This is a genomic window from Thermovibrio guaymasensis, from assembly GCF_003633715.1.
Classification (GTDB): domain Bacteria; phylum Aquificota; class Aquificia; order Desulfurobacteriales; family Desulfurobacteriaceae; genus Thermovibrio; species Thermovibrio guaymasensis.
The window spans coordinates 690552-713494 of sequence record NZ_RBIE01000001.1; the positions used below are offsets into that span (position 1 = coordinate 690552).

Annotated in this window: 21 protein-coding genes; 9 read left to right on the forward strand and 12 right to left on the reverse strand. The window is 41.9% G+C overall.

The genetic code is table 11. The features are described 5' to 3' along the window. The first annotated feature begins 27 nt into the window (after positions 1 to 27). From C7457_RS03680 to C7457_RS03715, 8 genes are all read left to right on the forward strand, one after another. Positions 28 to 999 (forward strand): DUF2202 domain-containing protein, encoded by a 972-nt coding sequence (locus C7457_RS03680; protein WP_121170682.1) that lies wholly within the window; start codon positions 28 to 30, stop codon positions 997 to 999. 2 nt (positions 1000 to 1001) lie between these two features. Beyond that, positions 1002 to 1826 (forward strand): DUF4405 domain-containing protein, encoded by an 825-nt coding sequence (locus tag C7457_RS03685; RefSeq protein ID WP_121170105.1) that lies wholly within the window; start codon positions 1002 to 1004, stop codon positions 1824 to 1826. After that, positions 1795 to 2049, forward strand: a complete 255-nt coding sequence (locus C7457_RS03690; RefSeq protein WP_121170107.1) for an HPr-rel-A system PqqD family peptide chaperone — start codon at positions 1795 to 1797, stop codon at positions 2047 to 2049. Before C7457_RS03685 ends, C7457_RS03690 begins: the two co-directional genes overlap by 32 nt. Beyond that, positions 2042 to 3070: an ATP-grasp domain-containing protein gene (locus tag C7457_RS03695; RefSeq protein WP_121170109.1), complete on the forward strand. Its 1029-nt coding sequence runs from the start codon at positions 2042 to 2044 to the stop codon at positions 3068 to 3070. Before C7457_RS03690 ends, C7457_RS03695 begins: the two co-directional genes overlap by 8 nt. 138 nt (positions 3071 to 3208) lie before the next feature. Continuing rightward, positions 3209 to 4570, forward strand: coding sequence for an alanine racemase (locus C7457_RS03700; protein ID WP_121170111.1), 1362 nt, complete (start codon positions 3209 to 3211; stop codon positions 4568 to 4570). Next, complete coding sequence (locus C7457_RS03705; RefSeq protein ID WP_121170112.1) at positions 4558 to 6624, forward strand: urea transporter; 2067 nt, start codon at positions 4558 to 4560, stop codon at positions 6622 to 6624. The genes C7457_RS03700 and C7457_RS03705 overlap by 13 nt, the downstream gene beginning before the upstream one ends. After that, a complete protein-coding gene (locus tag C7457_RS03710; RefSeq protein ID WP_121170114.1) occupies positions 6621 to 7505 on the forward strand; it encodes a TonB-dependent receptor in 885 nt (294 codons plus the stop codon). The genes C7457_RS03705 and C7457_RS03710 overlap by 4 nt, the downstream gene beginning before the upstream one ends. A gap of 9 nt (positions 7506 to 7514) precedes the next feature. Continuing rightward, a complete protein-coding gene (locus C7457_RS03715) occupies positions 7515 to 8168 on the forward strand; it encodes a tetratricopeptide repeat protein (RefSeq protein ID WP_121170116.1) in 654 nt (217 codons plus the stop codon). A gap of 12 nt (positions 8169 to 8180) precedes the next feature. Here C7457_RS03715 and purD read toward each other — a convergent pair whose 3' ends face one another. From purD to C7457_RS03765, 10 genes are read right to left on the reverse strand one after another with little or no spacing between them, the layout of a single operon-like run. Continuing rightward, positions 8181 to 9461, reverse strand: a complete 1281-nt coding sequence (gene purD, locus C7457_RS03720) for a phosphoribosylamine--glycine ligase (protein ID WP_121170118.1) — start codon at positions 9459 to 9461, stop codon at positions 8181 to 8183. Positions 9462 to 9498: 37 nt separating this feature from the next. Beyond that, positions 9499 to 10164 (reverse strand): molybdopterin-guanine dinucleotide biosynthesis protein B, encoded by a 666-nt coding sequence (mobB, locus tag C7457_RS03725; protein ID WP_121170121.1) that lies wholly within the window; start codon positions 10162 to 10164, stop codon positions 9499 to 9501. After that, positions 10164 to 10781 (reverse strand): lytic transglycosylase domain-containing protein, encoded by a 618-nt coding sequence (locus C7457_RS03730; protein WP_245939571.1) that lies wholly within the window; start codon positions 10779 to 10781, stop codon positions 10164 to 10166. Before C7457_RS03730 ends, mobB begins: the two co-directional genes overlap by 1 nt. After that, positions 10747 to 11616 carry a signal peptide peptidase SppA gene (sppA, locus tag C7457_RS03735; RefSeq protein ID WP_121170123.1) on the reverse strand — a complete coding sequence of 290 codons (870 nt, stop codon included), beginning with the start codon at positions 11614 to 11616 and terminating at the stop codon, positions 10747 to 10749. Before sppA ends, C7457_RS03730 begins: the two co-directional genes overlap by 35 nt. A 1-nt stretch (position 11617) precedes the next feature. Continuing rightward, entirely contained in the window at positions 11618 to 12436 is an 819-nt protein-coding gene (rnhC, locus tag C7457_RS03740; RefSeq protein WP_121170125.1) for a ribonuclease HIII, read from the reverse strand. Continuing rightward, a complete protein-coding gene (locus C7457_RS03745; RefSeq protein WP_121170127.1) occupies positions 12433 to 16371 on the reverse strand; it encodes a translocation/assembly module TamB domain-containing protein in 3939 nt (1312 codons plus the stop codon). The genes rnhC and C7457_RS03745 overlap by 4 nt, the downstream gene beginning before the upstream one ends. Continuing rightward, positions 16361 to 17422, reverse strand: a complete 1062-nt coding sequence (locus C7457_RS03750; RefSeq protein ID WP_121170129.1) for a tetratricopeptide repeat protein — start codon at positions 17420 to 17422, stop codon at positions 16361 to 16363. The genes C7457_RS03745 and C7457_RS03750 overlap by 11 nt, the downstream gene beginning before the upstream one ends. A 3-nt stretch (positions 17423 to 17425) precedes the next feature. Beyond that, complete coding sequence (locus C7457_RS03755) at positions 17426 to 17920, reverse strand: HIT family protein (protein ID WP_121170131.1); 495 nt, start codon at positions 17918 to 17920, stop codon at positions 17426 to 17428. Between the two features lie 12 nt (positions 17921 to 17932). After that, on the reverse strand, positions 17933 to 18586 hold the full coding sequence (locus C7457_RS03760; protein ID WP_121170133.1) for a hypothetical protein: 654 nt from the start codon (positions 18584 to 18586) through the stop codon (positions 17933 to 17935). Between the two features lie 28 nt (positions 18587 to 18614). Then, a complete protein-coding gene (locus tag C7457_RS03765) occupies positions 18615 to 19433 on the reverse strand; it encodes a tyrosine-type recombinase/integrase (protein WP_121170135.1) in 819 nt (272 codons plus the stop codon). Between the two features lie 253 nt (positions 19434 to 19686). Between C7457_RS03765 and C7457_RS03770 the strand changes: the two genes are divergently transcribed. Beyond that, entirely contained in the window at positions 19687 to 20751 is a 1065-nt protein-coding gene (locus C7457_RS03770) for a CheB methylesterase domain-containing protein (RefSeq protein WP_121170137.1), read from the forward strand. Here the strand turns inward: C7457_RS03770 and C7457_RS03775 are convergent. Both C7457_RS03775 and C7457_RS03780 read right to left on the reverse strand, forming a co-directional pair. After that, positions 20741 to 21553: a CheR family methyltransferase gene (locus tag C7457_RS03775; RefSeq protein ID WP_121170139.1), complete on the reverse strand. Its 813-nt coding sequence runs from the start codon at positions 21551 to 21553 to the stop codon at positions 20741 to 20743. The two genes, C7457_RS03770 and C7457_RS03775, sit on opposite strands and share 11 nt — an antisense overlap. 12 nt (positions 21554 to 21565) lie before the next feature. Then, positions 21566 to 22942, reverse strand: a complete 1377-nt coding sequence (locus tag C7457_RS03780; RefSeq protein WP_121170141.1) for a chemotaxis protein CheW — start codon at positions 22940 to 22942, stop codon at positions 21566 to 21568. Between the last annotated feature and the right edge of the window lies 1 nt (position 22943).

Sequence of the window (22943 nt, forward strand, 5' to 3'; positions counted from 1 at the left end):
CCGATGAACTTAATAGTTGGACTAATCATGAGAAAACTTCTTCTAATGACTTTTGTTGCGGCTTTGACGGGGTTTTTGCCGCAGACGGTAGCTGCCCAAGGTCAAAGGATAAAAACTTACGGAGCTTATATGGTGCAAACTCTTCCTAAAGAACCCCTTTCTAAGGAGGAGATAAACGACCTTCTTCACATGCGCGAGGAGGAGAAGCTTGCCAGAGATGTCTACCTGACTCTCGGCAACTACTATCCCCTTCCCATTTTCAGGAACATTGCCCGCTCGGAAGAGCAACACATGAGGATGATTAAGCTCCTTCTTGATAAGTACTCCCTTCCCGACCCGGTTGAAGAGAGCGGAGGAAGAGTGGGAGTTTTTAAAGACCCGAAGCTGCAGAAGCTCTACAACAAACTGGTCTCTCGGGGAAAGCGCTCCCTGATTGACGCCCTTAAAGTTGGAGCTACAATTGAAGACCTTGACATTAAAGACCTTGAAGAGGCGCTCTCAAGAACCGATAACAAGGACATAAGGGTTGTTTATCAGAATTTGATGAGAGGTTCCCGAAACCACATGAGGGCATTTGTCAGACTTTTGAGGAGGTATGGTTCCGATTATCAACCTCGGTACATTTCCTCTGAGGAGTTTAACTCCATTCTCTCGGTTAAACATGAAGCCGGTTTTTACTCCCCCAGCGGTACCTATTTTGGCCCTCGGTTTCTTAAGGGGAAAGTCCTAAAGATTTCTCAGAAGCCAGGATTTAGACGGAAGAACGTAATGTGGTGGGTGGTCCAAATAAAAACGCCTCAAGGAGAAGTTTCCGTAAGAGTCGCTCCCGTCCGGTGGTTACCTCAGTTTGAAGTTAAAGCCGGAGATTTTGTAAAGGTTATCAGACTTCCTTACTGGAATATAAAGGGACTAAACGGTTATATGGCCTGCAAGTTGATTGACGAGACTGCCGGAAAAACCTACGACTTCTCTAAGTGGCGCAAGTGGTGCAGGAGGTAAAGATGCTGAGAAAATTTGTCAGCCTAATGCTCTTTTACTCCCTTCTGGTGATGCTTATCAGCGGTGTAGTTCTCTTCATAATGCCCCACGGAAGGGTAGCCTACTGGACAGGCTGGACTTTCTTAGGTCTTGATAAAGACCAGTGGGATAACCTCCATATTATCTTTGGTTTTCTCATGCTCTTTTTCGGCTTCTGGCACCTCCTTTTAAACTGGAGGGCCATCGTAAACTACTTCAAATCCAAATATTTCCTCGTTTCAACCCTTTTAACCGTTATCGTTGCCGTTGGGGCTGTTTCAAACTTACCTCCCTTTAAAAACTTCATTGACTTTGGTGAAAAGATTAAAAACAGCTGGCCTAAACCCGCAACCATGCCTCCCGCTCCGCATGCCGAGCTCTTTCCCCTCTCTAAAGTTGCCCAGATGGTAGGCCTTGAGCCCCGGCAGGCCGTTGAAGTTCTTAGGAGCAGGGGCATTAAAGTTCCCTCACCAAATACCACTTTAAAAGAGATTGCAAACCTTAATAATACTACTCCTGCAAGGGTTTACGAGATTCTCCTTGAGGTCTCTCCGAAAAGGAGCTCCTCCCGAACTCTCCGGTTTCAGCCGGGCTCGGGTATGGGCAGGCTTACTTTAAAGGAGGTCTGCGCTCAGCTGAGGATTCCCCTTAACGTTTGTCTTGAGAGGCTTAGGAAGAGGGGAATTGAGGCAGCTCCCGATTCTCAGCTTAGGGAGATTGCCTTTAAAAATGGACTCTATCCCTATCAGTTAATTGAAATTCTTCAGGGAGGTAAAAATGGGGAAACTTCAGAAGCTGGCCATAAGTGATGAGGGTTTCATCTTTGACCCTGAAACGGGAAGCAGCTTCACTGTTAACCAGACCGGTCTCTTTATTCTGAAGCTCCTTAAGGAGGGTAAAAGTCAGGAAGAGATTGTTGAGGCTTTAACAGAGGAGTTTGACGTGAGCCGTGGGGAAGCCGCCAGAGACCTGATTGACTTCCTTGAGCAGCTAAGGCTCAACGGCCTTTTAAGGGAGGAGAAAAATGTATAAGGTAGCCGTTTCGGGAATAAATGCCGTTGATAACCCCGGCCCCGGCGTTGGCATTGCAAAGAGTTTGAAGGAGGGAGACAGGGAGCTCCGGGTCTTCGGCCTTGCCTATGACGCCATGGAGCCGGGAATCTACATGGACTGGCTGATAGACAAGAGTTTTATAATGCCCTACCCCAGTGAAGGAGAGGAGCTCTTCTTAAACCGGCTCCTCTACATTAAGGAAAAGTACGGCTTTGATGCAGTAATTCCCGCCCTTGACGCAGAGCTCCCCCTCTTCATAAAAGGCGCCCAGTACCTTGAAAACCTCGGGATAAAAACCTTCCTCCCGACTCAGGAGCAGTTTAACTTAAGGGCTAAAGATAAACTCCCCGAAGTTGCCGAGAGAATAGGAGTTAAAGTTCCTAAGACAGTTGTCGTTACCTCATACGAGGAGCTCAGTAAAGCCGTCTCCGAGCTCGGCTTCCCTGTTATGATTAAGGGCATCTTCTACAAGGCCTACAAAGCCCAAAATATGGCTCAGGCTACCGCCTACTTTAACTCAATAGTCAGTGAGTGGGGCTACCCGATAATCGTTCAGGAAGTAGTCTCCGGCGAGGAGATGAACGTTGTAGGGGTCGGAGACGGTGAGGGAGGGCACTTCGGCCTTGTGGGAATAAAAAAACTCTGGATAACCAGTCTCGGGAAAATCTGGACGGGAGTAACCGTGAAGAATGAAAAACTCCTTGAGGCCGCAGAGGGGTTTGTTTCGGCCTACTCTTGGAGGGGAGCCTTTGAGTTTGAATGTGTAGCCACCGATAGCGACATCTACCTGATTGAGATTAATCCCCGATTTCCCGCGTGGGTTTACTTCTCAACGGGAGTCGGCGTAAACCTTCCCTACAGGCTCCTTCAGGCGGCTTTGGGAGTGGAACCCGAAAGGAGCTGGGATTACGAGGCTGGAAAGCTCTACGTCCGCTACACCGACGACCTCGTTACCGACATGGATAGATTCCAGAAAATCATTACTTCCGGGGAGGTATAGAATGGGGCGCTTTCTGGCAGCCGCGGTTCTTTTGGGAATTCTTCTATTTAATCCCGGCTGCTGCCGTTGTCACTCCTGCGGAGAGGTCTGTCATCATCCCTGTAAGTGCTGTGTAAATCAAGATTTTAGGAGGTAAATATGAAGAAACCCTATGAGAAGCCGGTAATTTTCAAGCTCAAAACCGGCTTTATGAATAAGTTCGGCGAAGGTTCCTATCTCTTAAAGAAAGTTCGCTCCAAGATAGAGGGTGTAAGTGTTGATGACCTCGTTAAAGAGTTCGGCTCTCCCCTCTTTGTCTTTTCCGAGAGGAAGTTGAGACAGAAGTTCCGTGAGCTAAAGAATGCCTTTGCTCTCCGTTACCCCAACGTTGAGTTCAGCTGGTCTTACAAGACCAACTACCTTGACGCTATCTGTGCCATTCTCCACGATGAGGGGGAGACTGCCGAAGTTGTCTCAGAGTTTGAGTACGAGAAGGCAAGGAGGCTCGGAGTTCCTGGAAATAAAATCATTTACAACGGTCCCTACAAGCCCCTTGATTCCCTGCGTGTTACAGTCAAAGAGGGGGCAAGGATTAACGTTGACCACTTTGAGGAGATAGCAGACCTTGAGCAGGTTGCTGACGAGTTGGGTACCAAGCCCCGTATAGGTATCAGGCTTAACATGGATATAGGGATTCAGCCCCAGTGGAGCCGTTTCGGCTTTAACCTTGAGAGCGGTCAGGCTTTGGACGCCGTTAAGCGAATTGCCGCCGGAGGCAAACTTGAGCTTGTGGGTCTCCACTGCCACATCGGTACCTTTATCCTTGAGCCCCGTGCCTACGAGCAGGAAGTTAAGAAGATGGTTGAGTTTGCTTACCGCGTTGAGGAGGAGTTCGGCTTCAAAATTGAGTACCTTGATATCGGAGGCGGTTTCCCCTCAAAGAACAAGCTCAGGGGAATTTACCTCCCTCCCGACGTTGCCGTTCCTTCAATTGATGAGTTTGCAGAAAGGGTCTGCAACGCTTTGCTATCCTCCCTCCGTCCTGGAGATTACCCGAAGTTAATCCTTGAGAGTGGAAGGGCTATAGTTGATGAATCAGGCTACCTGATTACCACAGTTCACGCTGCAAAGAGAATGCCCGACGGCAGAAAAGCCTACGTCCTTGATGCGGGAGTAAACATCCTTTTTACCGCCTTTTGGTACCACTTTAACGTTGAGATTGACAGAGAAATAAACGGTCCAGCCGAGCCCTGCATTCTCTACGGTCCCCTGTGTATGAACATTGATGTTGTTGACGATATGGTTCAACTCCCTCCCCTTCCTAGGGGAACGAGGTTAATTCTTTCTCCCGTAGGCGCATACAACGTTACCCAGTGGATGCAGTTTATCAGGTACAGGCCCAACGTCGTTTTAATCGGGGAAAACGGAGAGGTTGAGCTAATCAGGAAGGCCGAGGACCTTTCTGACATAGTCAAAAGAGAGAGACTCCCCGAAAGGTTGGAGCTGAAATGGAAAGGTTAAAAAACTACTTTCTCCCTATTCTGAGGAGCTACTCGGCGGTTCTCTTTAACTCAAGTTTCTTGGGAGGAGGGGCTCTCCTCCTTCTAACCTTTTTAAACCCTAACCTCGGTTTAGGAGGTTTGGTTGCCGTTATTTCGGCCTACCTCTTTGCCAGGTTAATCAGCTTTAAGAGGGAGTTCCTTCGCCTTGACTACTACATCTACAATCCCCTTCTGGTGGGCCTTTCCCTAGGTTATCTCTTTAAAGTTTCCTTTCTCAGCCTCCTTTTCTTTGCGGTTGCCGGAGTTATGACCTTTCTCTTAACCTACGCCCTCTCTTCTCTCTTTTCCTACTACCTTAAACTTCCCGTCCTCAGCGTTCCCTTCGTTATAGGGAGTTCCCTCCTCTACCTGGCGAGCGTAAAGTTCAGCAACCTTTTTGCAGTAAACCTCTATCCCCACGGAGCTCCCCCCTTTTCTTTTAACCTGCCCCTGCCCCTTGAGGGCTACTTAAAATCCCTCGGGGCAATCTTCTTCGTCCCAGATTCATTTGCCGGCTTTGTTATTTTCCTTGTTCTCCTAATGGTTTCTCGGATTCTCCTCTTCCTTTCACTTTTGGGCTACTTCTCGGGAGCTCTCTTCCAGGCCCTCTTAACTGGTTCAACCTACCACGCTTTCTCCGATACCTCTGCCTTCAACTACATCCTTACCTCAATGGCGGTAGGCGGTGTTTTCCTTATTCCCTCTTTAAGGAGCTACAAGTTTGCCCTCCTCTCCTCTCTCATTGCCGTTCCTTTAAGTGCCGGTGCCAAGGTCTTCTGGGAGAGCTACGGACTTCCCGTCTTTGCCATACCCTTTAACATCTCAACTCACATGCTCCTCTACGTTTTAATCGCCATTAGCTACTACTCTGTTGTAAAGATTTACAAGGGAACTCCCGAAAGGACCCTTGACTACTACCTTACCTACCAGAGGAGATTTCCCTTTACCGGCAGGGAGCTCCTGCCGCCCTTCTCAGGAAGGTGGACTGTCTGGCAATCCTTTGACGGCCGATGGACCCATAAAGGCCCCTGGAGGTACGCCCTTGACTTCGTTATTACCGATGAAGAGGGTAAGACCTATAAGGGGGAGGGCCTCTACCTTACCGACTACTACGCCTTCGGTAAACCCGTTCTCTCTCCCGTTGACGGTGAGGTCGTCTCTGTGGTCTCAAACCTTCCCGATAACCCTCCCGGGAAGGCCGACAAAGAGAACAACTGGGGCAATTACGTTCTAATCTACGACAGAAGAGGCTTTTACGTTCTCCTGTGCCACTTTAAGCAGAACTCTATCAGGGTAAAACCGGGAGAACACGTTGTTAAGGGTACTCTCTTGGGACAGTGTGGGAACTCTGGCTACTCTCCCCAGCCCCACATCCACCTTCACGTTCAGCTCCTTCCCCATTTGGGAGCCCCCACAGTTCCCTTTAACCTTGCCTCTTACCTGTCGGGGGAGTTTTTCTACGACTGTGGGGTGCCTGAAGAGGGGCAGGAGGTTGAGCCGGTTTACCCCGATAAATCTCTCTTTAACCGCCTCAACCTTCTGATTGACCAGGAGATGGAGTTTACCGTTTCAGAGTTAGGAAAGGAGTTTCCTCTCAAACTCAAGGTTAAGATGGCTCCGGAGGGGACCTTTTACCTTACCGACGGCCTTGCTAAGCTTTACTTTGGAATAGAGAACTCTACTTTCTACTTCTACCATTTTGAGGGAGATAGTTCCTCTCCTCTCAGGTATTTCTTCTTTTCCGCTCCAAAAATTCCACTTATCGGCCGTCAGGGGATTATCTGGAAGGATTATCTACCCCTCCTAACTCTCTCTTCAAAATTGAGGAGGGAGCTCTACCTTTTTCTCTCTTCCTTCAAGTACGGCCTCTTTGAGGTTAAGGTTGAGAGTTCCTTTATCTCTTCTGAAAAGGTCTCTTCTGATATACTTCTGCCGGGAGGAGAGAAGGAGAGAGCTTGCCTTCTGATAGCTCCCGACTTTGGATTTGAAGAGATCTGCTTTGGAAATAAAGTAACAATAAGGAGGAAGAGATGAGAAAGCTAATCGGAGTTCTTACAGTTTCACTTCTCTTTTCTGCACCTGCCCTTTCTCAGGAAATTCACGGTTACGAAGCCATCTACGGCAGCTACGTTAACTACTCAGGTTCAGGAATTAAGGACTACGGCTATTCCGGAACCGCGTACCTTGCAGTTGGAGATGGGAAGGAGCATTCCCTTCAGGCTGGCTACTCTTATACTAAAATCAAGTACAAGAGTGCTCCAGACCTTAATCAGAACGAATTTACTCTGGCCTATTCAAATACAAATGGAATCCTGAAAAACCACACTTTTACCTTCGGTGGTCACTACATTGACTCTGATGACGACTTAACCGATGGTGGATATGCCCTCTTTTTTGACGGAACTTACTCGAGCTACTCAAAAACTTACCCTTACGCTTTTAACTGGTCTGGTGGCCTTGGTTTTTACTACACCAGATACCCCAATACTGTTGACTTCTACGTTTTCCAGCTTACTCCCCATGCAACCTTGAAACTATTTTCTGACTATAAAAAGGGAGCTCTCTACCTTGACCTTACCGGTTACGGGATTCACGTTGATAAGAGTTCCCAGGTTGGCCTTTCAAAGAGCAACTACTACTCCCTTGAGGGAACTCTCAGATATTACTACGGCCGATACGACTTTAAAGTGGGCGGCTGGGTCGGTCAGCAGGTCTTTGCAGTTAAGAAAGGAGGTTTTATCGTCTATAACCTGTCTGAGAAGTACAAGGGAGGAGCAGAACTTGAGACTGGCTACACTTTTAAGAATGGCCTGAGATTTTCATTCAACGTTAGCTATAACAAGTATAAGGAACTTTCTACCGATAATTCGGTTAACCAGACTGTAATTACCGCCTCCCTTGGGTACAGATTTTAGGGGGAGGAGATGTTCCTGAGAGTATTTGTCCTCCTTCTCCTCATCTTCTCCTCCATTGCCTACTCTATGGACTATGAGGAAATTAAGAGCTCCTATAGCCGTTCTTACTTCTACGAGAAGAGTGGAGATTACGAGGATGCGATAAAGGCCTTAATGCCGGTCTATAAAAGTTTCCCAAACGGCTATACCGTTAATCTCAGGCTTGGGTGGCTCTACTACCTTGCAAAGAAGTACGCAAACTCCGAGTTTCACTACAAGAAGGCTCTTCAAGTAATTCCCTCGTCGGTTGAGGCCATGCTTGGCCTCACCCTTCCCTATATGGCTCAGGGAAAGTGGTCCGATACTGAAGCTCTCTGCTACAGGATTCTCAGAATTGACTACTACAACTACTACGGAAATCTTAGGCTCTCTTACGTTCTGAGAATGGAGGGTAAGCACTCCATTGCGGAGGCCGTTGATAGGAAGATGCTGTCTCTCTATCCTGCAGATGTTAATTTCCTCCTTGAGCTAGCTCTCTCTCTTTATCACCAGGGAAAAATTGCTTATGCTAAAAGTCTTTTTCAAGACGTTCTCATTCTTGAACCTGAAAACCTTCTAGCCAAAGATTATTTAAAAAAGCTTAATGAAAAACTTAAGACTGGTAAGGTGGAAGAGAAAGAGTAAATTAAGGGGGAATTACTCCCCCTTTAATCTTTTAATGGCTTTTAATCCTATATCCTTTCTGTAGTGCATTCCTTCAAAGTGAATCTTCTCAACTGCTCTGTAAACCCTTTCCCTTGCTTCGAAGATGTCTTTTCCAAGAGCTGTTACGTTTAAAACCCTTCCCCCGTTAGTTACTAACTTACCATTTTCAATCTTTGTTCCTGCATGGAAAACAACTACTGTAGGTATTTTTTCCGCCTCTTCAATTCCGGTTATTACTTTTCCCTTTTCGTATTTGCCCGGATAACCTTTTGAAGCAAGAACTACGCATATTGAAGTTTCCGGCTTCCACTTTAACTCATCAACCAGTTTACCCTCTGAAACGCTCATGCAAACTTCAAAGAGATCGCTGTCAAGTCTCCTCAGTATTGCCTGTGCTTCCGGGTCACCAAATCTTACGTTAAACTCAAGGACTTTCACCCCTTCGTCTGTAACCATTAATCCGGCGTAGAGGACTCCCTTGAAAGGATGTCCTTCCTTTCTCATTCCTTTTAGGATTGGCTTTATTACTCTTTCCTGAACTTCCCTTTCAAGCTCTTCCGATAGAACAGGTGCCGGAGAGTAGGCTCCCATTCCTCCGGTGTTTGGGCCTTTATCTCCGTCAAAGACGGCCTTGTGGTCCTGAGCCGTTGCAAGGGGAATAAACCTTTTCCCATCGGTTATTACAAGGTAGGAGGCCTCCTCTCCAAAGAGACAATCCTCTATAACTACTTTATCTCCTGCACTTCCAAATACCTTTTCTACCATTATCTTTTCTATAGCTTTTATAGCTTCTTCAACGCTTTTTGCAACAACTACTCCTTTACCTGCAGCAAGGCCGTCGGCTTTAACTACTATTGGAGCTCCCTTTTCCTCAACGTACCTCTTTGCCTCCTCTGGATTGCTGAAGACCTTAAAGTCTGCGGTAGGAACTCCGTACTTCTTCATCATCTCCTTTGCAAAGGCCTTACTTCCCTCAAGCCTTGCTGCCTGTTTACTCGGGCCGAAAATCTTTAGTCCTCTACTTTCAAATTCATCAACTATTCCGGCAACTAATGGTGCTTCTGGTCCTACAACTGTAAGGTCTATCCCCTCTTTCTCTGCAAAATCTGCAAGGGCTTTGATTTCTGTTACTGGTATGTCAATACACTGACCTATTTGGGCTATTCCCGGGTTTCCTGGAGCTCCGTAAACCTTACTGACTTTTCCACTTTGAGCCAACTTCCATGCTAAGGCGTGTTCCCTTCCTCCGCTTCCAACTACAAGCACCTTCATCCTTTAGCTCCCTGCAAAATTTTTTCAGCCAATTATCTTATATTGATTTCTCTTTATCAACTTCAAACCTTATCTCTACCCTTTCTAAAGGACTTTCTATTCCTTTTAAAGTCTTTATATATCCTTCAATGACTCCCCTCAAACTATCCTGAACGAACTTCTTAAGAGGGATTTTCTTCCCGTTTACAAGTAGTAAAACCCTTTCTTTCCTCTTTATAAACTTCTCCTCTATGAACTGGGCTACTTCTTCTGGTCTCTCTATAGAGAACCTCTTTAGTCCTTTTCCTTCTACTGGGAAATCAGAGACTACACCAATTACCCCTTCAAGTTCTCTGTAGAGGGCTTTATCCTTGAACTCTTTCCTTACAACCTCTATTTTTGGAACTTTAGATCTCTTAAACCCTTCACAGATTACAACGTCGTAGTTACTAAAGAGGAGGAATGATAAGTAGAGAGGGTCTCTATCCTCTAAATCCATAAAGAGGATAGCCCTTTCTGGCTCAACCAGTCCTACTGCTTCTGTTCCTGCCCTCTTATACTTATAGGTATCGCTTCCCTCTCTGTCCTTTATTAAACCTTTGTGTTTTGTTGATTTTAGAACGGCTACTCTGTATCCTTTCCTAGTGAGAATTTCAACGACTTTCGTTGCAAAGGTCGTCTTACCGCTGTTGTGGTAGCCGACAAAGGTTATTACAGGAACCATCACTCCTCCAAGATGTTGGAAATAACTATTGTGTCTCCCCGCTGTTTAACGACTATCCTGCAGTTACCTTGCCTTCTGGGATTTTTAAGGTCTTCGTACCTGCTAAGTATTTTCCTTACGTAGGCCTTGGTTTCTTTATAAGGGGGAACTCTCCTTCCGTACTTTTCAACAGCACTTTCCCCTGCGTTGTAAGCGGCAAGGGCTAACTTCCAGTCTCTATACTTGTTGTAGAGCTCCCTCAGATACTCTGCTCCTGCCCTTAGGTTCTCATCTGGGTCAAAAGGGTTTTTTACTCTAAACCTTCTGGCTGTTGCCGGCATCAGCTGGCACAGACCTAGAGCTCCCTTTGGAGAAACTGCTTTTGGGTTAAAGTTTGACTCTGCTCTAACTAGTTCTATAAAGAGTTTTTCAGGTATTCCGTACCTTTTAGCGTAGAGTTTTACCTTTTCAAGTATCCGATTTACATTCTTTGGCCTTTTAAATGTCTTTTCTCCGATTCCCGTTATGTAGATTACTCCGTTCCTCTCGTAGACTTTTATCCAACCAAAGCTCTTAACAGAAGTTAGAGTGTTTATCATTAAACTAGTTAAGAAGATACATAAGCTTAACCTCTTCAACTTCTCCCCTTAAGGCTTTAAAGATGTTCTTTACTGAGGAGCTCTCTTTTCCGACTACCCTCTCAATTAGACTCTTTTTTTCCTTAACTTCGTACTTAACTGCATTTGGATAACCGGAGAGTTCTCTTGCGACTTCTACAGCTCTATCAAGTCCTCCTAAATAATCAACTAAACCCAGTTCCTTTGCCTTTCTTCCGCTGAAAATCCTTCCATCTGCAAAGGACTTTACCTTCTCAACTGGGAGTTTCCTTCCTTCTGCCACTGCTTCTACAAACTGCTGGTAAGAGTCGTCTATAAGCTCTTGAATAATCTTTAAGCTCTCGGGATCTGGTTTCCTAAAAGGGTTAAGGAGGTCTTTAAACCTACCACTTTTTACAGTTATAACCTTTATCCCCAGTTTATCGGCAAGTTCCTTAAGGTTGTAACTCTGGAGTATTACCCCGATACTTCCAGTTATCGTTCCTGGATTTGCTACGACTTTCGTAGCTCCAACGCTAATGTAGAGTCCTCCCGAAGCAGCTACAGACCCCATTGACGCTACAACGGGTTTATGCTCTTTAACTTCTTTTACCTTTTCGTATATTTCCTGACATGCACCTACTACTCCTCCCGGTGAATCTACCCTTAGAACAACTGCTTTTATGCTCCTATCTTTTTCCAGCCTGTCAAGAGTTTTTACTACCTTATCTGAAGAGTTTATAACCCCGTAAACCTTCACGATTGCAATTTTAGGAACTCCAAAGCCCTTTAAGGTTCCCCTAAAGATGGTTCCCACTACAGCAGATACAAATAGGGCTGATAGTAAGACGAAAATTAGGATCTTGAACTTCCTCAACCTAATCCTCCACGTTAAAGTGCTCTTTTACAAATCTATACCTGATCTCTTTCGGTATTTCCTTTAGAAGTTCCCTGTTTTCTAAGTTTCCTTCCTTGACTTTTCTTCCAAGCTCCTGAGACATCTTCCTCAGCTTCTTCAATCTTTCAGCCTTTGCAACGATTGACGCTGCAGCAACAACTGGTTCATCCTCTCCTTTCGGAATGGCAACTATTTCAACCTCTGGAAACTCTTCTTTAAGTCTTTCTCCAATGCTCTTACTGAACTTATCAATTACAACGACTTTTGCACCGTGCTTTTTAAGGAGCTCCTTTAAGATCTCTAAGTAAACCTCTTCAAGGAGTCTGTTTTGATTCCTATACTTCCTGTAGAGCCTGTTGTACTCTTCAGGCATTAGTACCTTTACCCTGCCGTGACAGGTGTTTTTTATCTCCTCAGAGAGTTTCGGTATTCTCCTTTCGTCTAACCTCTTTGAATCCTTTACTCCCAACTTTAGGAGTTGGCGGTACTTATTCCTATCTGCCCAAACGCAGGCAACTACTAAAGGTCCAAAGAACTCTCCCTTTCCTGCCTCGTCACAACCTACTATCGGAAACTCTCTGCCTCTCAGTACCTCTTCCGATAGAGCTTTAACAACCTCACTTTCTACCTTTTCCCTTTCTTTACCGCTGAAAGTTATAGAGCCTGTATGGTAGACTTGGACTATTCCTCCACCAAATCTAAATCTGGCTGCTACTCCCTTTGGAGGTTCTTCCTCTTTTCCTCCAATTTCCCTCAACTTCTCAATGACCCTTTTAACTTCTTCTTTTCTAACCTTCACTTTATCCTTACCTCAGCTCCGATTCCTGCTTCTGCTCCGTAGTAGGAGTTATACCTAAATTCTAGATAGTATTTGTCGTCTAGACGGAAGTCTATACTTCCTCCGTATTCCGGGTTCTGTCCGGTCGTTTCATAACCTACTAGCCTGATTCTCTCTGAGAGTCTTTTTACTACTGTTAGTTTCGCAACAGTTTCCCCGTACTTGGTTATGTAAGGCTCGATAGAGAAGTTCTCAAGGCCAAGTGCTTCTTGAAACTTGCTCTCAATAGGTTTAAAGAATGAAGATGCAGCGTAGTATGCAATCTGGACTGCAGGGAATAATTCAGAGCTTGCCTCCACCTGTTCGGGAGAGGCTCCCGTCATTATAAGGTTTAGTATCTCTTCTCTGGTTAGCGGTGGGTCTGATGAGAGATAAATCGTCGGAGATGAAAACTCCCCTTCAATCTTCATATAGATGTAGTACCCTGAAATGTGGGCTGATGCAAGTATACTAAGCCTTCCCCTTTTCTTACTTAGGTCCTCAATAGTTCCTGAACCGTAGAGGACTTTAAACTTCTTTCCCATATAGTTAATCACTCCATCTGTTACGTAGAAGTTCCCCGAAATTACCGGTTCTCCGTTGAGGGTGGTTAGTTTGAGTGTTGGGAGTATCTCAATCCAGAAGAGCTCTCCCTTTAACCTTACTGGTTCGCTAAAGAGAGCTCCAATACTGAGCTCTACTGGAATCTTCCTTACTTCCTTGTTCTCCTCCTCCTTTTCCTTTCTTTCTTTTAGAAAGAGTTTAGTTTTAGAGAGCTCTACACTCCCTTTTAGGTTTTTCTTTTTAATTTCATAAGTTAAATTTCCAGAAACTAAGCTTTTCCAAAAGCCTATTTCTCCTACAGGTATCTGTGAAAGGGCTATTATGACTGAGTGGTTAGTTTTATTTATCAGTACGTTACCGTCTCCAACTGAAATTTCGCTCTTTAAAACCTTAACTTCACCGTTACTTACTCTTCCCGTTAGATCATTTACGATAACTTTACTGAGGATGTATTTACTCCTTAAGCTTATATCGCTTCCTTTTATGTAAGCATCATAGTTTAGGATTTTATCGTAGTTAAACTTACCCTTTACTTTTAAGTTCCCTTTACTGTACTTAATTAGGTCGTTCAGTTTAAAAAGGTATATAAGCCCTTTTATTCCTAGTTCAGCCTTAAACTTTGCCGAAATGGGCTCTATTTTAGGCTCCCTAATCTCTATCCAGCCGTCAACGTAGGAAAGTGTAAAAGGAGAAACTTCTAATTCCTTATTTTTTAACTTTAGGTAGACTCCAGTAGGCGAGTAGAGTTTGTAGAAACCATAAGGTTTTACGGTAAACGTAGGAACAGATACGTAACCGTTAAAACTCGGAAACTCCAAATTGACAAAGGCTAAGTTTATTAAGACGTAGCCTCTAGTATCTTTAATCTTAAGCCTCCTTACTTTACCTACAACGTTTCCCTTTTCCCCAAACAGGATAACGTAAATTTCATTTCCGTTTCCAAAAACCTTAATGTTACCCCTATTACTGGGCTCATTTACAGTTCCAGCAACTTCAAACTCTATGGGTTTTTCAAGGTATTTTGATTCTAGCTTTCCTTTACCAGAAATTTTTACAGTGAAATTAGAAAACCTACCAGAGAAAACAAACAAATAATCACCACCTAAACTACCAACCGGCTTAACCAGATCTCCGAAAACTCTCACTTTACCGTTAATCCAATTTCTATCCAGCAGAAGATCAACGCTTCCGGAGCTCTTAAACCCTTTTAGCTTTCCACAGAGATTAATTCCGTTATAGTCAACCTCTAAGTTCCTTCCTTTAAAAGATACTCTGTATTTACCCTCTTCAAACTTAAAACCCTTGAATACTCCTTTTTCCAAGTTGCCTGAGAAATTTCCGAATAGGTTTTTGCTTCTGTAAATGATGTTACCACTACCGTTCCCCTTTACAGAAATTAAATTTTGATAGGTGAAACTACCGTAGAAGGAGTTCACTTTCAGATTAACGTTACTTTCCTTTGGCTTAGATATTGGAATAATAACTTCTGCAGAAGAAGTTGTTTTTCCAGAAACCTCAAAAGGTAACTTTACGCCGAATCCCTCAACAATCTTTAAGATAGAGGAAGAAGGAAAGTCCTCAACGTTAACATCAAGGAGTACTTTTTTCTCTCTTATTAAATAAGTCAAATTATTTAAGTTAACTCCTATGGGGCTTATAGCTGAGATAACTAAACTGTGATCTTTATAAATTACTGAACCTTCAACGTTCGGAATAAACACTTCAAAGAGGGAGAGCTCTGGTGATGAGAAACTGAACTTAGCTTCCGGCTCCTTTAACTTCCCAAAGACCCTTCCACTGCCGGAAACTCTCCCTTTAAGGCCTAACTTCCTTAGAAAATCAATAGAAGAAACTTCCAAATCCTTCCCAAAGAACCGAGAATCTATTTCCCTTTTAGCTAAAGATATCTCTCCCCTTCCTTGAACCTTTCCTTCATTTCCTCCAATTAAGACTTTAAATAGAGTTTTCTGAGAGTTCCCCCTTATGTAAGCTTTTCCTTTTCCTTTAAATCCCCTAAAGTAAAAACTGCTAACTTTTAGATTCCCTTCATACTTAAACTCCTCATCGTAGTTGAAACTTAACCTTCCGCTGAGTGTTGCTTTAGGTATCCAGCTTCCGTACTTCTCCTTAAAAGAGGAGACCTGCCTTATAGTGCCAAGCTCAAAATCCTTTAAGTTAAAGTTTCCCCGTAGCTTTTTACCTAAGTAACTTAAATTTCCAGTTATCTCTGGAGACTCAAGCTCAACCTCTCCTCTCTCCTTTGAGATTTTCCCCTTAACTTTAATTTCCCTTAACGCAACAAACTGGGTTGAAAGGGTTTTTGATTTTAACTGAACCCTTAAAACGGGATTCTTGGTTTTCCCCTTTAAAGAGAAATCTCCCTTTAAACCTTCAAGAATAAAACTTTCCTCTTTTACGTCTCCATCAACTTTTCCCCTTAAGGAAACTTTTTCAGGCGATACTATTCCCTTTAACGTAAAGTTCAGACCATCAAGCTTTCCTGAAGCCTTTGAAAAAATTAACTTTAAATTCTTTAAATCATACTCCCCATTCCCACTGAATAAGATTTTCCTTTCTTTAACTCTTCCTCTTGCATCTGCAGAAAACTTTTTACCATTAATTTTTACAGTTATCTCTCCCAGAGAAAAAACACCACCAACTAAACTACCAACAAACTCTCCCTCCCTCCTTTCCTGATCAAACGAAAGGGAACCCTTTAGGTTTAAACTTCCATAGGAAAAATTCAGCGTAGGAATTATCAGCTTACCTCCATCAAAGTAGCCCTCAAGAGGGAGAAGGGAAAATTCCTTTCCTCCTAACTTCCCGAAGATACCTCCTATCAAAACTCTCTCTCTGCCCTTTAAAAGTTGCCTACCGTAGAGGTAGAAGTTACCCTTCTTAAGGTAGAGATAGTCTATATCCAGCTTATCTATTAGAACAGGGGGAATATTAAGTGAAAACTTATAACTTTTTCTATTTTCCGAAGAAGGTAAGATGAGTTCAACTCTTTCGGCACTGATAAGCTTAAAATGGGGCTTTAAATTCAAAAGGGAATCGTAGACTAAAATCTCTACCTTTCCATCGTCCACCGATAAGGATGACTTCTCCGAGTTTACGCTAAGTTCTTTAAACTTTAGTGAGAGTTCACCTTTCTTTATGGAAAAACTCCACTTGAAGTTCCGGAGGGAAATGTTTAGCTTTTCTTTCTGATATAGGTAGTAGTTTAGGAGCTCTCTTCCAACTTGAACAGATAGATAGATAAACAGAAGAACCATTAAGAGTTTTAAAAGCCTGTGAATTCTTCCGCTCTTAATTGACTTTAAGAGCTCTGCCAGAACTTCTCTAAACTTCACTGTTTATCTCCAGACTTTCCCAGCTCTTACAACGGGGACATACCCAATCAAAGTTATCCGTTCTATAGCCACAGTTTTCACACTTAAACAGTTTTTCCTTTTTCTTTAAAGTATCCAAGTATTGAATAACTTTATTAACGACTTGCTTCCTTTGACCTCTTTCCCACATCAGCTTCAAGTAGGTCTCAAAGAGGGAGGCGCTAAACTTTCCTCCGTTTAGAGAGTACCTATCAAGTAAACTCAGCGCTTCATCCGTATTTCCTTCCCTAAGTAGAAATTCAACCCCCTTTGATACAGCGGGAAGGGAGAAGTGGGAAATCTCAATAATCTCTTTTAATCTTTCATAGGTCAGTTCTCCGAAGTTTTCTATTACCTGAATAAAAGGATAGGCGTGCTTAGGAGAGAGCTTTATACCCTTTAGCGCTGATTTATAGCCCTTTTCCCCTTCCCCGACGGAGTAGTAGAGCTTTGAAAGGACGTAGTACAGGAGGGGAATAGGAACTTTTAGATTCGTCTTCCTAACTATCCTTGATGCCTTATCTGTCCTTCCCTCATCTATATACCTATCTGCAAGATAAAGCTTTGTGTGGATTAACTCATCGTAAAACTCCTCTTTCAGCTGAGAGGCCTTTTCAAGGAGCTCTACAGACTCTTCAAACTTACCGCTGATCGCCCTTATTCTAGCAAGCTCATAGTAGAAAAAGCTTTCGTCTGGAAATCTATTTATTCCTTCCTTAAGGGCATCCTCTGCCCTATCTAAGAAACCTGCAGCTTTATAGACGAGGGCTAAGTTGAGAATTACTAACCTCTCCTCGTAGGGGGTTAAGTTTTCCTTCCTCAGTCTTTCAAGGACTTTTAGACTCTTATAGTACTCTCCCTTCTCCTTTAAGAGGATAGCAAGGGTTAAGTAGGCGTTAATAGGACTATCAAGGTCTATATCGGATATTGTCTTTATAAGATCTTGCCTGTTAATGGAGAGCTTCTTTAAATAGCTTTCAAGGTCAAAATCCTTCCTCTTTTTAAAGAGATTTTTAAGCTTTCTAAATATCATACTCTACTCCCAGAGCTCTTTAAGGAGCCTATAAGTTTCATCAAGGGATTGAGGGATCACTTTCACTCCTCCTACAATGGGCATGAAGTTGGTATCTCCCAGCCACCTTGGAACTACGTGGTAATGTATGTGTGTATTGATACTTCCTCCAGATACCTTTCCCAAATTGAGACCTACGTTGAATCCATCTGGGTTATAGGCTCTTTTAAGAACAGAGATGGACTTCTTTAATAGAAGGTCTATCTCCTGAAGTTCCTCAGGAAGAAGGGAGAGAAAATCTCCAGTGTGTCTAACTGGACAGACCATCAAATGACCGGTATTGTAAGGAAAGCGGTTGAGTATTACAAGAGCTTTCTCTCCTCTGTAAAGGAGGAGGTTTTCAGGGTCCTTCTCAGGGGGAGATTTTAGGGCCTCACATATAAAACAGCCCTTTCCTTTCCTTCCTTCGGTGGCCTCTTTAACGTAGTTCAACCTCCAGGGAGCCCAAAGTATTTCCACTTCTATTACCTCCTACAAGAGATTGTTATTCTTCAGGTTCTTCACTATTTCTTTTAAATGTTCTCCCTTAGCCCTTTCAGGTTTTTTGTATATTTCCCCCTCCTCTTTTCTTAGATACTCAAATAGGGTCTCCAGCGTCTGATCTGGAAAGTGTTTTAGGAGTTCCTTACACTGAAAGTCATTAAGGAATGAGGAAATGGAAGGATTTGCCTTTAAAAGTTTGCACTCTTTAATTGCTTCCCTTAAGTATTCCTTTGAGTTCCTGTCAATAAACTTTTTAATGTCCGATTTACAGTTAACTCTTACTTGATCTGTTAAGTTTTCCATTAAGAAGGCAACATCAGGATCCTGAACTCTAAACTTAAAGTGGGAGAGTACGTCCTTAATGGCAACCTTTACGGCTCTACTGTAGAGTTTTTCGGTTTCTTTAACCGGTAATTTGTAACTGTTAGTAATTTGAGTAAAGGTCTCTATCTTTAAGAAGTTGGGAGGTATTATTTCTAATTTTTTCCTGTTAATCTCCTCTGCAGACTGTTTAAAGAATTCATTGATTCCTTCCTGCCAGTAAGGAAGAGGTTTTTCAATGAGCTCTTCAAGTCCCATTCCATAGGACGTTGGGAGGTAGGAGAGTCCGATAATAATTCCAACTAATAAAAGTTTCTTCATCTTTTATCTCCTTTAACTTTACTGAATTTTACTCAAAAACTTCCTCAATTACTTTAAACATAACTTCATCCCTAACCTTTGCATACCTTGCAGACGTGTTGGGTGAGGCGTGGCCTAAGAAGGCTTGGATTACTCTTATATCCACGCCCTTTTCAACGAGGAAGGTGGCGAAGGTATGCCTTAGTTTATGAGGGTGAAGGTTGACGGAGCTCTCCTCTTTTATCTTATTGAAGATGTACTTTGCCCCCTGATAAGAAAGCGGGAAGAGTCTATCCCTAGGTTCAAAGTTTTCAGCGTAGTTTATTAGTTCTCTAGCTAGAGAGCTGTTCAGAGGGATAAACCTTTCTTTGTTTCCTTTGCCGATTACCCTTAAAACGTACCTTCCCTTGTGCTGGACTATATCTGAAGGGGTAATGGAGAGGAGTTCTGAAATCCTTAAACCGCAGTAGAGGATTGTTTTCACCATTAAGTAGTCTCTCTTTCCCCTCCTTCTTGCAACTTCCAGTACTTTTTCAACCTCTTCCTTCGTTAAAGCTTCTGGAACCCTCTGTTTTACCTTTTTTATTCTTAAAGAAGGCTTGACTGGATTTTTCTCTATTACTTCCATATCAACCAGGAAATTAAAGAAAGAGTTGAGGGCTGAAATCCTCCTGTTGATTAGCGAAGGACTGCAGTTCATTGAAGTTCTAAACAGCATAACGTCAGCTGTCTTTACATCTTTAACCGGCTTATTCCCGACGACCCTTAAAAATTGGTTAAGGTCACTCCTATACTCTTTTATGGTTCTGGGAGAGAGCTCCCTCTCTTTAAAGTTCAGGAAGAGTTCAATTGCCCTTTCTAAGTCCAACTCTCCTCCGTCTATCCATTTCCTCTATTTCACGTTGGGTAGTACTCTTATGCCCTCTGATTGTGTGTAGGCCAAATATATTGACGTTATAGTTTATCTCTCTTCCTTTTGAAAATGTTTCCTCACTGGAATAATACCATAACAAATGTCAATTTGTTATAGTACCCCTTCTCCACGTATTAGCTCTGCAGGATAGGCAAAATACCGTACAATACTCTATCAAGTTGAAACTTTACGTGATGAGGAGAGGAAGTTGACTAGAATCCTACTTATAAGCAGTTCTGCAATTGATAGAGTTTCTTTGAAAAGAATACTAAACAGGTTGGGAAGTTTAGAGGTAGTTAAAGAAGTTCCGGAAAAGTTAGTTGAGCTAAATAAAAGAGATATTGATATTATTGTAGTTTCCTCTGCAAAGGAAGATGAAAACGTTTACGCATTAATGGAGAATCTCCTTGAATATACTAATATCCCAATCCTCTTTATAGGAACAATTCCTTCAAAGGAAGTGCAAAAGCTAGGAGATTTCTTCAATTTGAATTACTTCTTTTACATAGAAAGAGATATCAAAAAAACCATTAAGGATTATGAAAAAGACATTCTTCAGGCTATAGATAAACTACTGAAGTGGAACAAGAGTAAACCCTTCCTAGAAAAAAGACCATATTTTAAAAACTTATCAATAAATAACATTAAGATCTATAAAAATTTTCAAGAAAAAGTACAGCCAAATAGTAATTTAAAATTTGTTCTAATAGGAGCTTCAACTGGAGGTCCTAGGCTCATAGAAGCTATAGCAAGGAGCCTTCCTGAGAACTATCCTTACCCAATATGTGTAGTTCAACACATGCCAACTAACTTCACTTCTAAGTTCGCAAGTAGACTAGACAGTATCTCTAAGATAAAAGTCGTTGAGGCGCGAGACGGTGAAGAACTTACACCTGGAAAAATGATAATCGGGAAGGGAGGAAAACATCTTCATTTTACGAAAAGGGATGATAAGATTTATGCAAAACTGGTACCGAACACTAGAGGAAAGTTTTTCTGTCCTTCAGTAGACGAAATGTTTTTCTCTGCAAAAGAAGTAATAGGTGGAAAGAATATAATGGCCGTGCTTCTTACCGGTATAGGAGACGATGGAGCTGAGGGAATGGTCGCCTTGAAAAAAGATGGTGCTTACACAATAGCAGAAAGTGAAGAGACAGCAGCAGTCTATGGAATGCCCAAAGAGGCTTACGTTCGTGGAGGAACCGTAAAAGTCCTTTCTTTTCCAAAAATTTTAGAGGAAATTATAAAATTTGGATATGATACTACTTCTTAGCTATGTAAACATAACTTTCTCCCACTTTCCTTTTTTCAAATAAGTGTGAAGAATTTCTAGGAATTTTCTCAGCATGTCCTAAGAATAGATAACCCCTTGGAGACATTATTTCGTAAAAGTTTTTAATAGTTTTCTCTCTCGCAACTTCATCAAAGTAAATCAGTAAATTTCTTGAAAACACTATGTCAACATATTTAAATTTTCTCAGGTCTTCAATATTCAAAACATTTGCTCTATGGAAAGAAACTGCAGTTTTTAAAAAACTTTTAACTTTATAACATCCTCCATCAACTTTATCAAAGTATTTATCAAGAAGATCCTGCTCCACTTTCTGTATACTACGCAAATTATAAACACCTTTCTTGGCATTCCCTATCATTTTCCAGTCTATGTCTAAACCTATTATAAAAATTTTTTCTTTAATTTCTGGTAACTTTTCAAATATCTCTATCGCTATACTGTAAACTTCTTCACCAGAAGCACATGGAGCACTTAAAATTCGGATTTGTGTCTTTTCCTTTTCTAATTCCGGAATTATAAAATCCACTAAAGATCTTATCTGGTAATACTCTCTGAAAAAATAAGTTTCGTTAACGGTTACTAAACTTATAAACTTATCAAGAAGTCGAACATCTTTATCTAGGGAAGAAATGAAGTCAAAAAAGGATATTTCTTCCTCCTTCAGTAGCTTCTCAAATTTCCTTTTATATATATTCCTCAATTTTTTCTCAGGAATATCAATTCCAGTTTTTTCCTTAACAACTCTTCTTATTATGCCAAGCTCGTAGTTAGTTAATTCCAACGGCTCCTCCTGTTACTTGGGTAACTCCTCCTTTTCTTTCTTAGCAAACACCGCCTCAGGATTTAGAACTTCATAGAGTTTATTTTCTTCTCCTGTAACAACACCTTTCACTAAATAGTTCTTACTTTCTGTTACCTTGTAATAGAAGCGTTTGGGAACAGAAAGTATATTTGTAACTTCAGAAATCTTGAGAGCTATCTCGTTTCCCTCTATTGTTCTAAAAATGAGAATTCTGTTCTCTTCACTATCTTCTATTTTGGTACCCAATACTTTCTCTAAAGTTACTAGAAAATAACTTGTATTCTTCGTTGTAACTATGCCTTCTATTGCCTCTACTCTCGTTGGATAAGGACTCAGGTTAACATCATCAAGTTTGTATATCTTAACTATTGATTCTATTTCCACGAGAAACTCTTTTTCACCAATTGAAATTACTAAGAAAGATATCTCATTCTCCGGATCTTCCCTGAAGAACTCCTCTTGACTTACTTCATCTTTTAATCCTTCTTTCTGTAAGAAATTATCAATAAATAGGTCTGACAAAACCGGAACGACTTTACCTTTATAGTTTACAAAATACTTAAATTTTGAATCAGATTTTCTGTCCTCAAAATGGGAAGTCTGATCTAGTTCTAAAAAATCTATTATTTCATCCACTTCAAAACCGATTATCTTGTCATCCTTTTTTAAAATAATTAATATAGGATTCTCTCTTACAGTACTTATTCCGGTACCCACAAACTTTGATAAAGCTGTTGCCTTCACTATTTTATTTCCAACAACGTAGGCCTTTTCAAATAATTGATCTTTGTCAATAAAAGTTTTTGACTGAACATTATCTGAATACTCTATTTTCAGTACCTTTTCTGCCTGGATACCTACCAAATTACCATTGGTCTCTAAAATTAAAATCCTTTCTTTTTCTTCCAAGCTCCTCAAATCAAAATTTTCTTCCTCCTGATCCTCTTCTTCAAAAATTCCCGGAACGTTCACTTCTTTTAAGAAGAATTCAGCAGTTAACTCTTCTACTACCTTGCCTTCCACTTGACATATATTAACTTCTCCAGTTGTGTATTCACTCCTCTCAACTTCAAAAATTCCTTCAATTTCATCTGCTAAAACTGCCCAACTTCTTCCAGATATGTTTACTATAACAGCATCCTTGCCGTTAACATCAGTACAAGAGTGAATGTCTAAAAATTTTGCCAAGCAAACGAGAACAAAAGCCTTATTCTTGTGTTTGAGAAATCCAAGGGCAGTATCAGGAAAAGAAAGTGCTGGGAAAATATTCTCTTCATTTACTTCAACTATTTCCTTTATTAATTCAGTATTAATAGAAAAATAGATTTCTCCTACTCTAAATACTAAAAGATTTACTTTTCCATCCATT

What these genes read in the sequence shown, in the direction of transcription:
- C7457_RS03680 (WP_121170682.1), top strand. Translation starts at nt 28, where the DNA reads ATGAGAAAACTTCTTCTAATGACTTTTGTTGCGGCTTTGACGGGGTTT.
- C7457_RS03685 (WP_121170105.1), top strand. Translation starts at nt 1,002, where the DNA reads ATGCTGAGAAAATTTGTCAGCCTAATGCTCTTTTACTCCCTTCTGGTG.
- C7457_RS03690 (WP_121170107.1), top strand. Translation starts at nt 1,795, where the DNA reads ATGGGGAAACTTCAGAAGCTGGCCATAAGTGATGAGGGTTTCATCTTT.
- C7457_RS03695 (WP_121170109.1), top strand. Translation starts at nt 2,042, where the DNA reads ATGTATAAGGTAGCCGTTTCGGGAATAAATGCCGTTGATAACCCCGGC.
- C7457_RS03700 (WP_121170111.1), top strand. Translation starts at nt 3,209, where the DNA reads ATGAAGAAACCCTATGAGAAGCCGGTAATTTTCAAGCTCAAAACCGGC.
- C7457_RS03705 (WP_121170112.1), top strand. Translation starts at nt 4,558, where the DNA reads ATGGAAAGGTTAAAAAACTACTTTCTCCCTATTCTGAGGAGCTACTCG.
- C7457_RS03710 (WP_121170114.1), top strand. Translation starts at nt 6,621, where the DNA reads ATGAGAAAGCTAATCGGAGTTCTTACAGTTTCACTTCTCTTTTCTGCA.
- C7457_RS03715 (WP_121170116.1), top strand. Translation starts at nt 7,515, where the DNA reads ATGTTCCTGAGAGTATTTGTCCTCCTTCTCCTCATCTTCTCCTCCATT.
- purD (WP_121170118.1), bottom strand. Translation starts at nt 9,461, where the DNA reads ATGAAGGTGCTTGTAGTTGGAAGCGGAGGAAGGGAACACGCCTTAGCA.
- mobB (WP_121170121.1), bottom strand. Translation starts at nt 10,164, where the DNA reads ATGGTTCCTGTAATAACCTTTGTCGGCTACCACAACAGCGGTAAGACG.
- C7457_RS03750 (WP_121170129.1), bottom strand. Translation starts at nt 17,422, where the DNA reads ATGATATTTAGAAAGCTTAAAAATCTCTTTAAAAAGAGGAAGGATTTT.
- C7457_RS03760 (WP_121170133.1), bottom strand. Translation starts at nt 18,586, where the DNA reads ATGAAGAAACTTTTATTAGTTGGAATTATTATCGGACTCTCCTACCTC.
- C7457_RS03780 (WP_121170141.1), bottom strand. Translation starts at nt 22,942, where the DNA reads ATGGATGGAAAAGTAAATCTTTTAGTATTTAGAGTAGGAGAAATCTAT.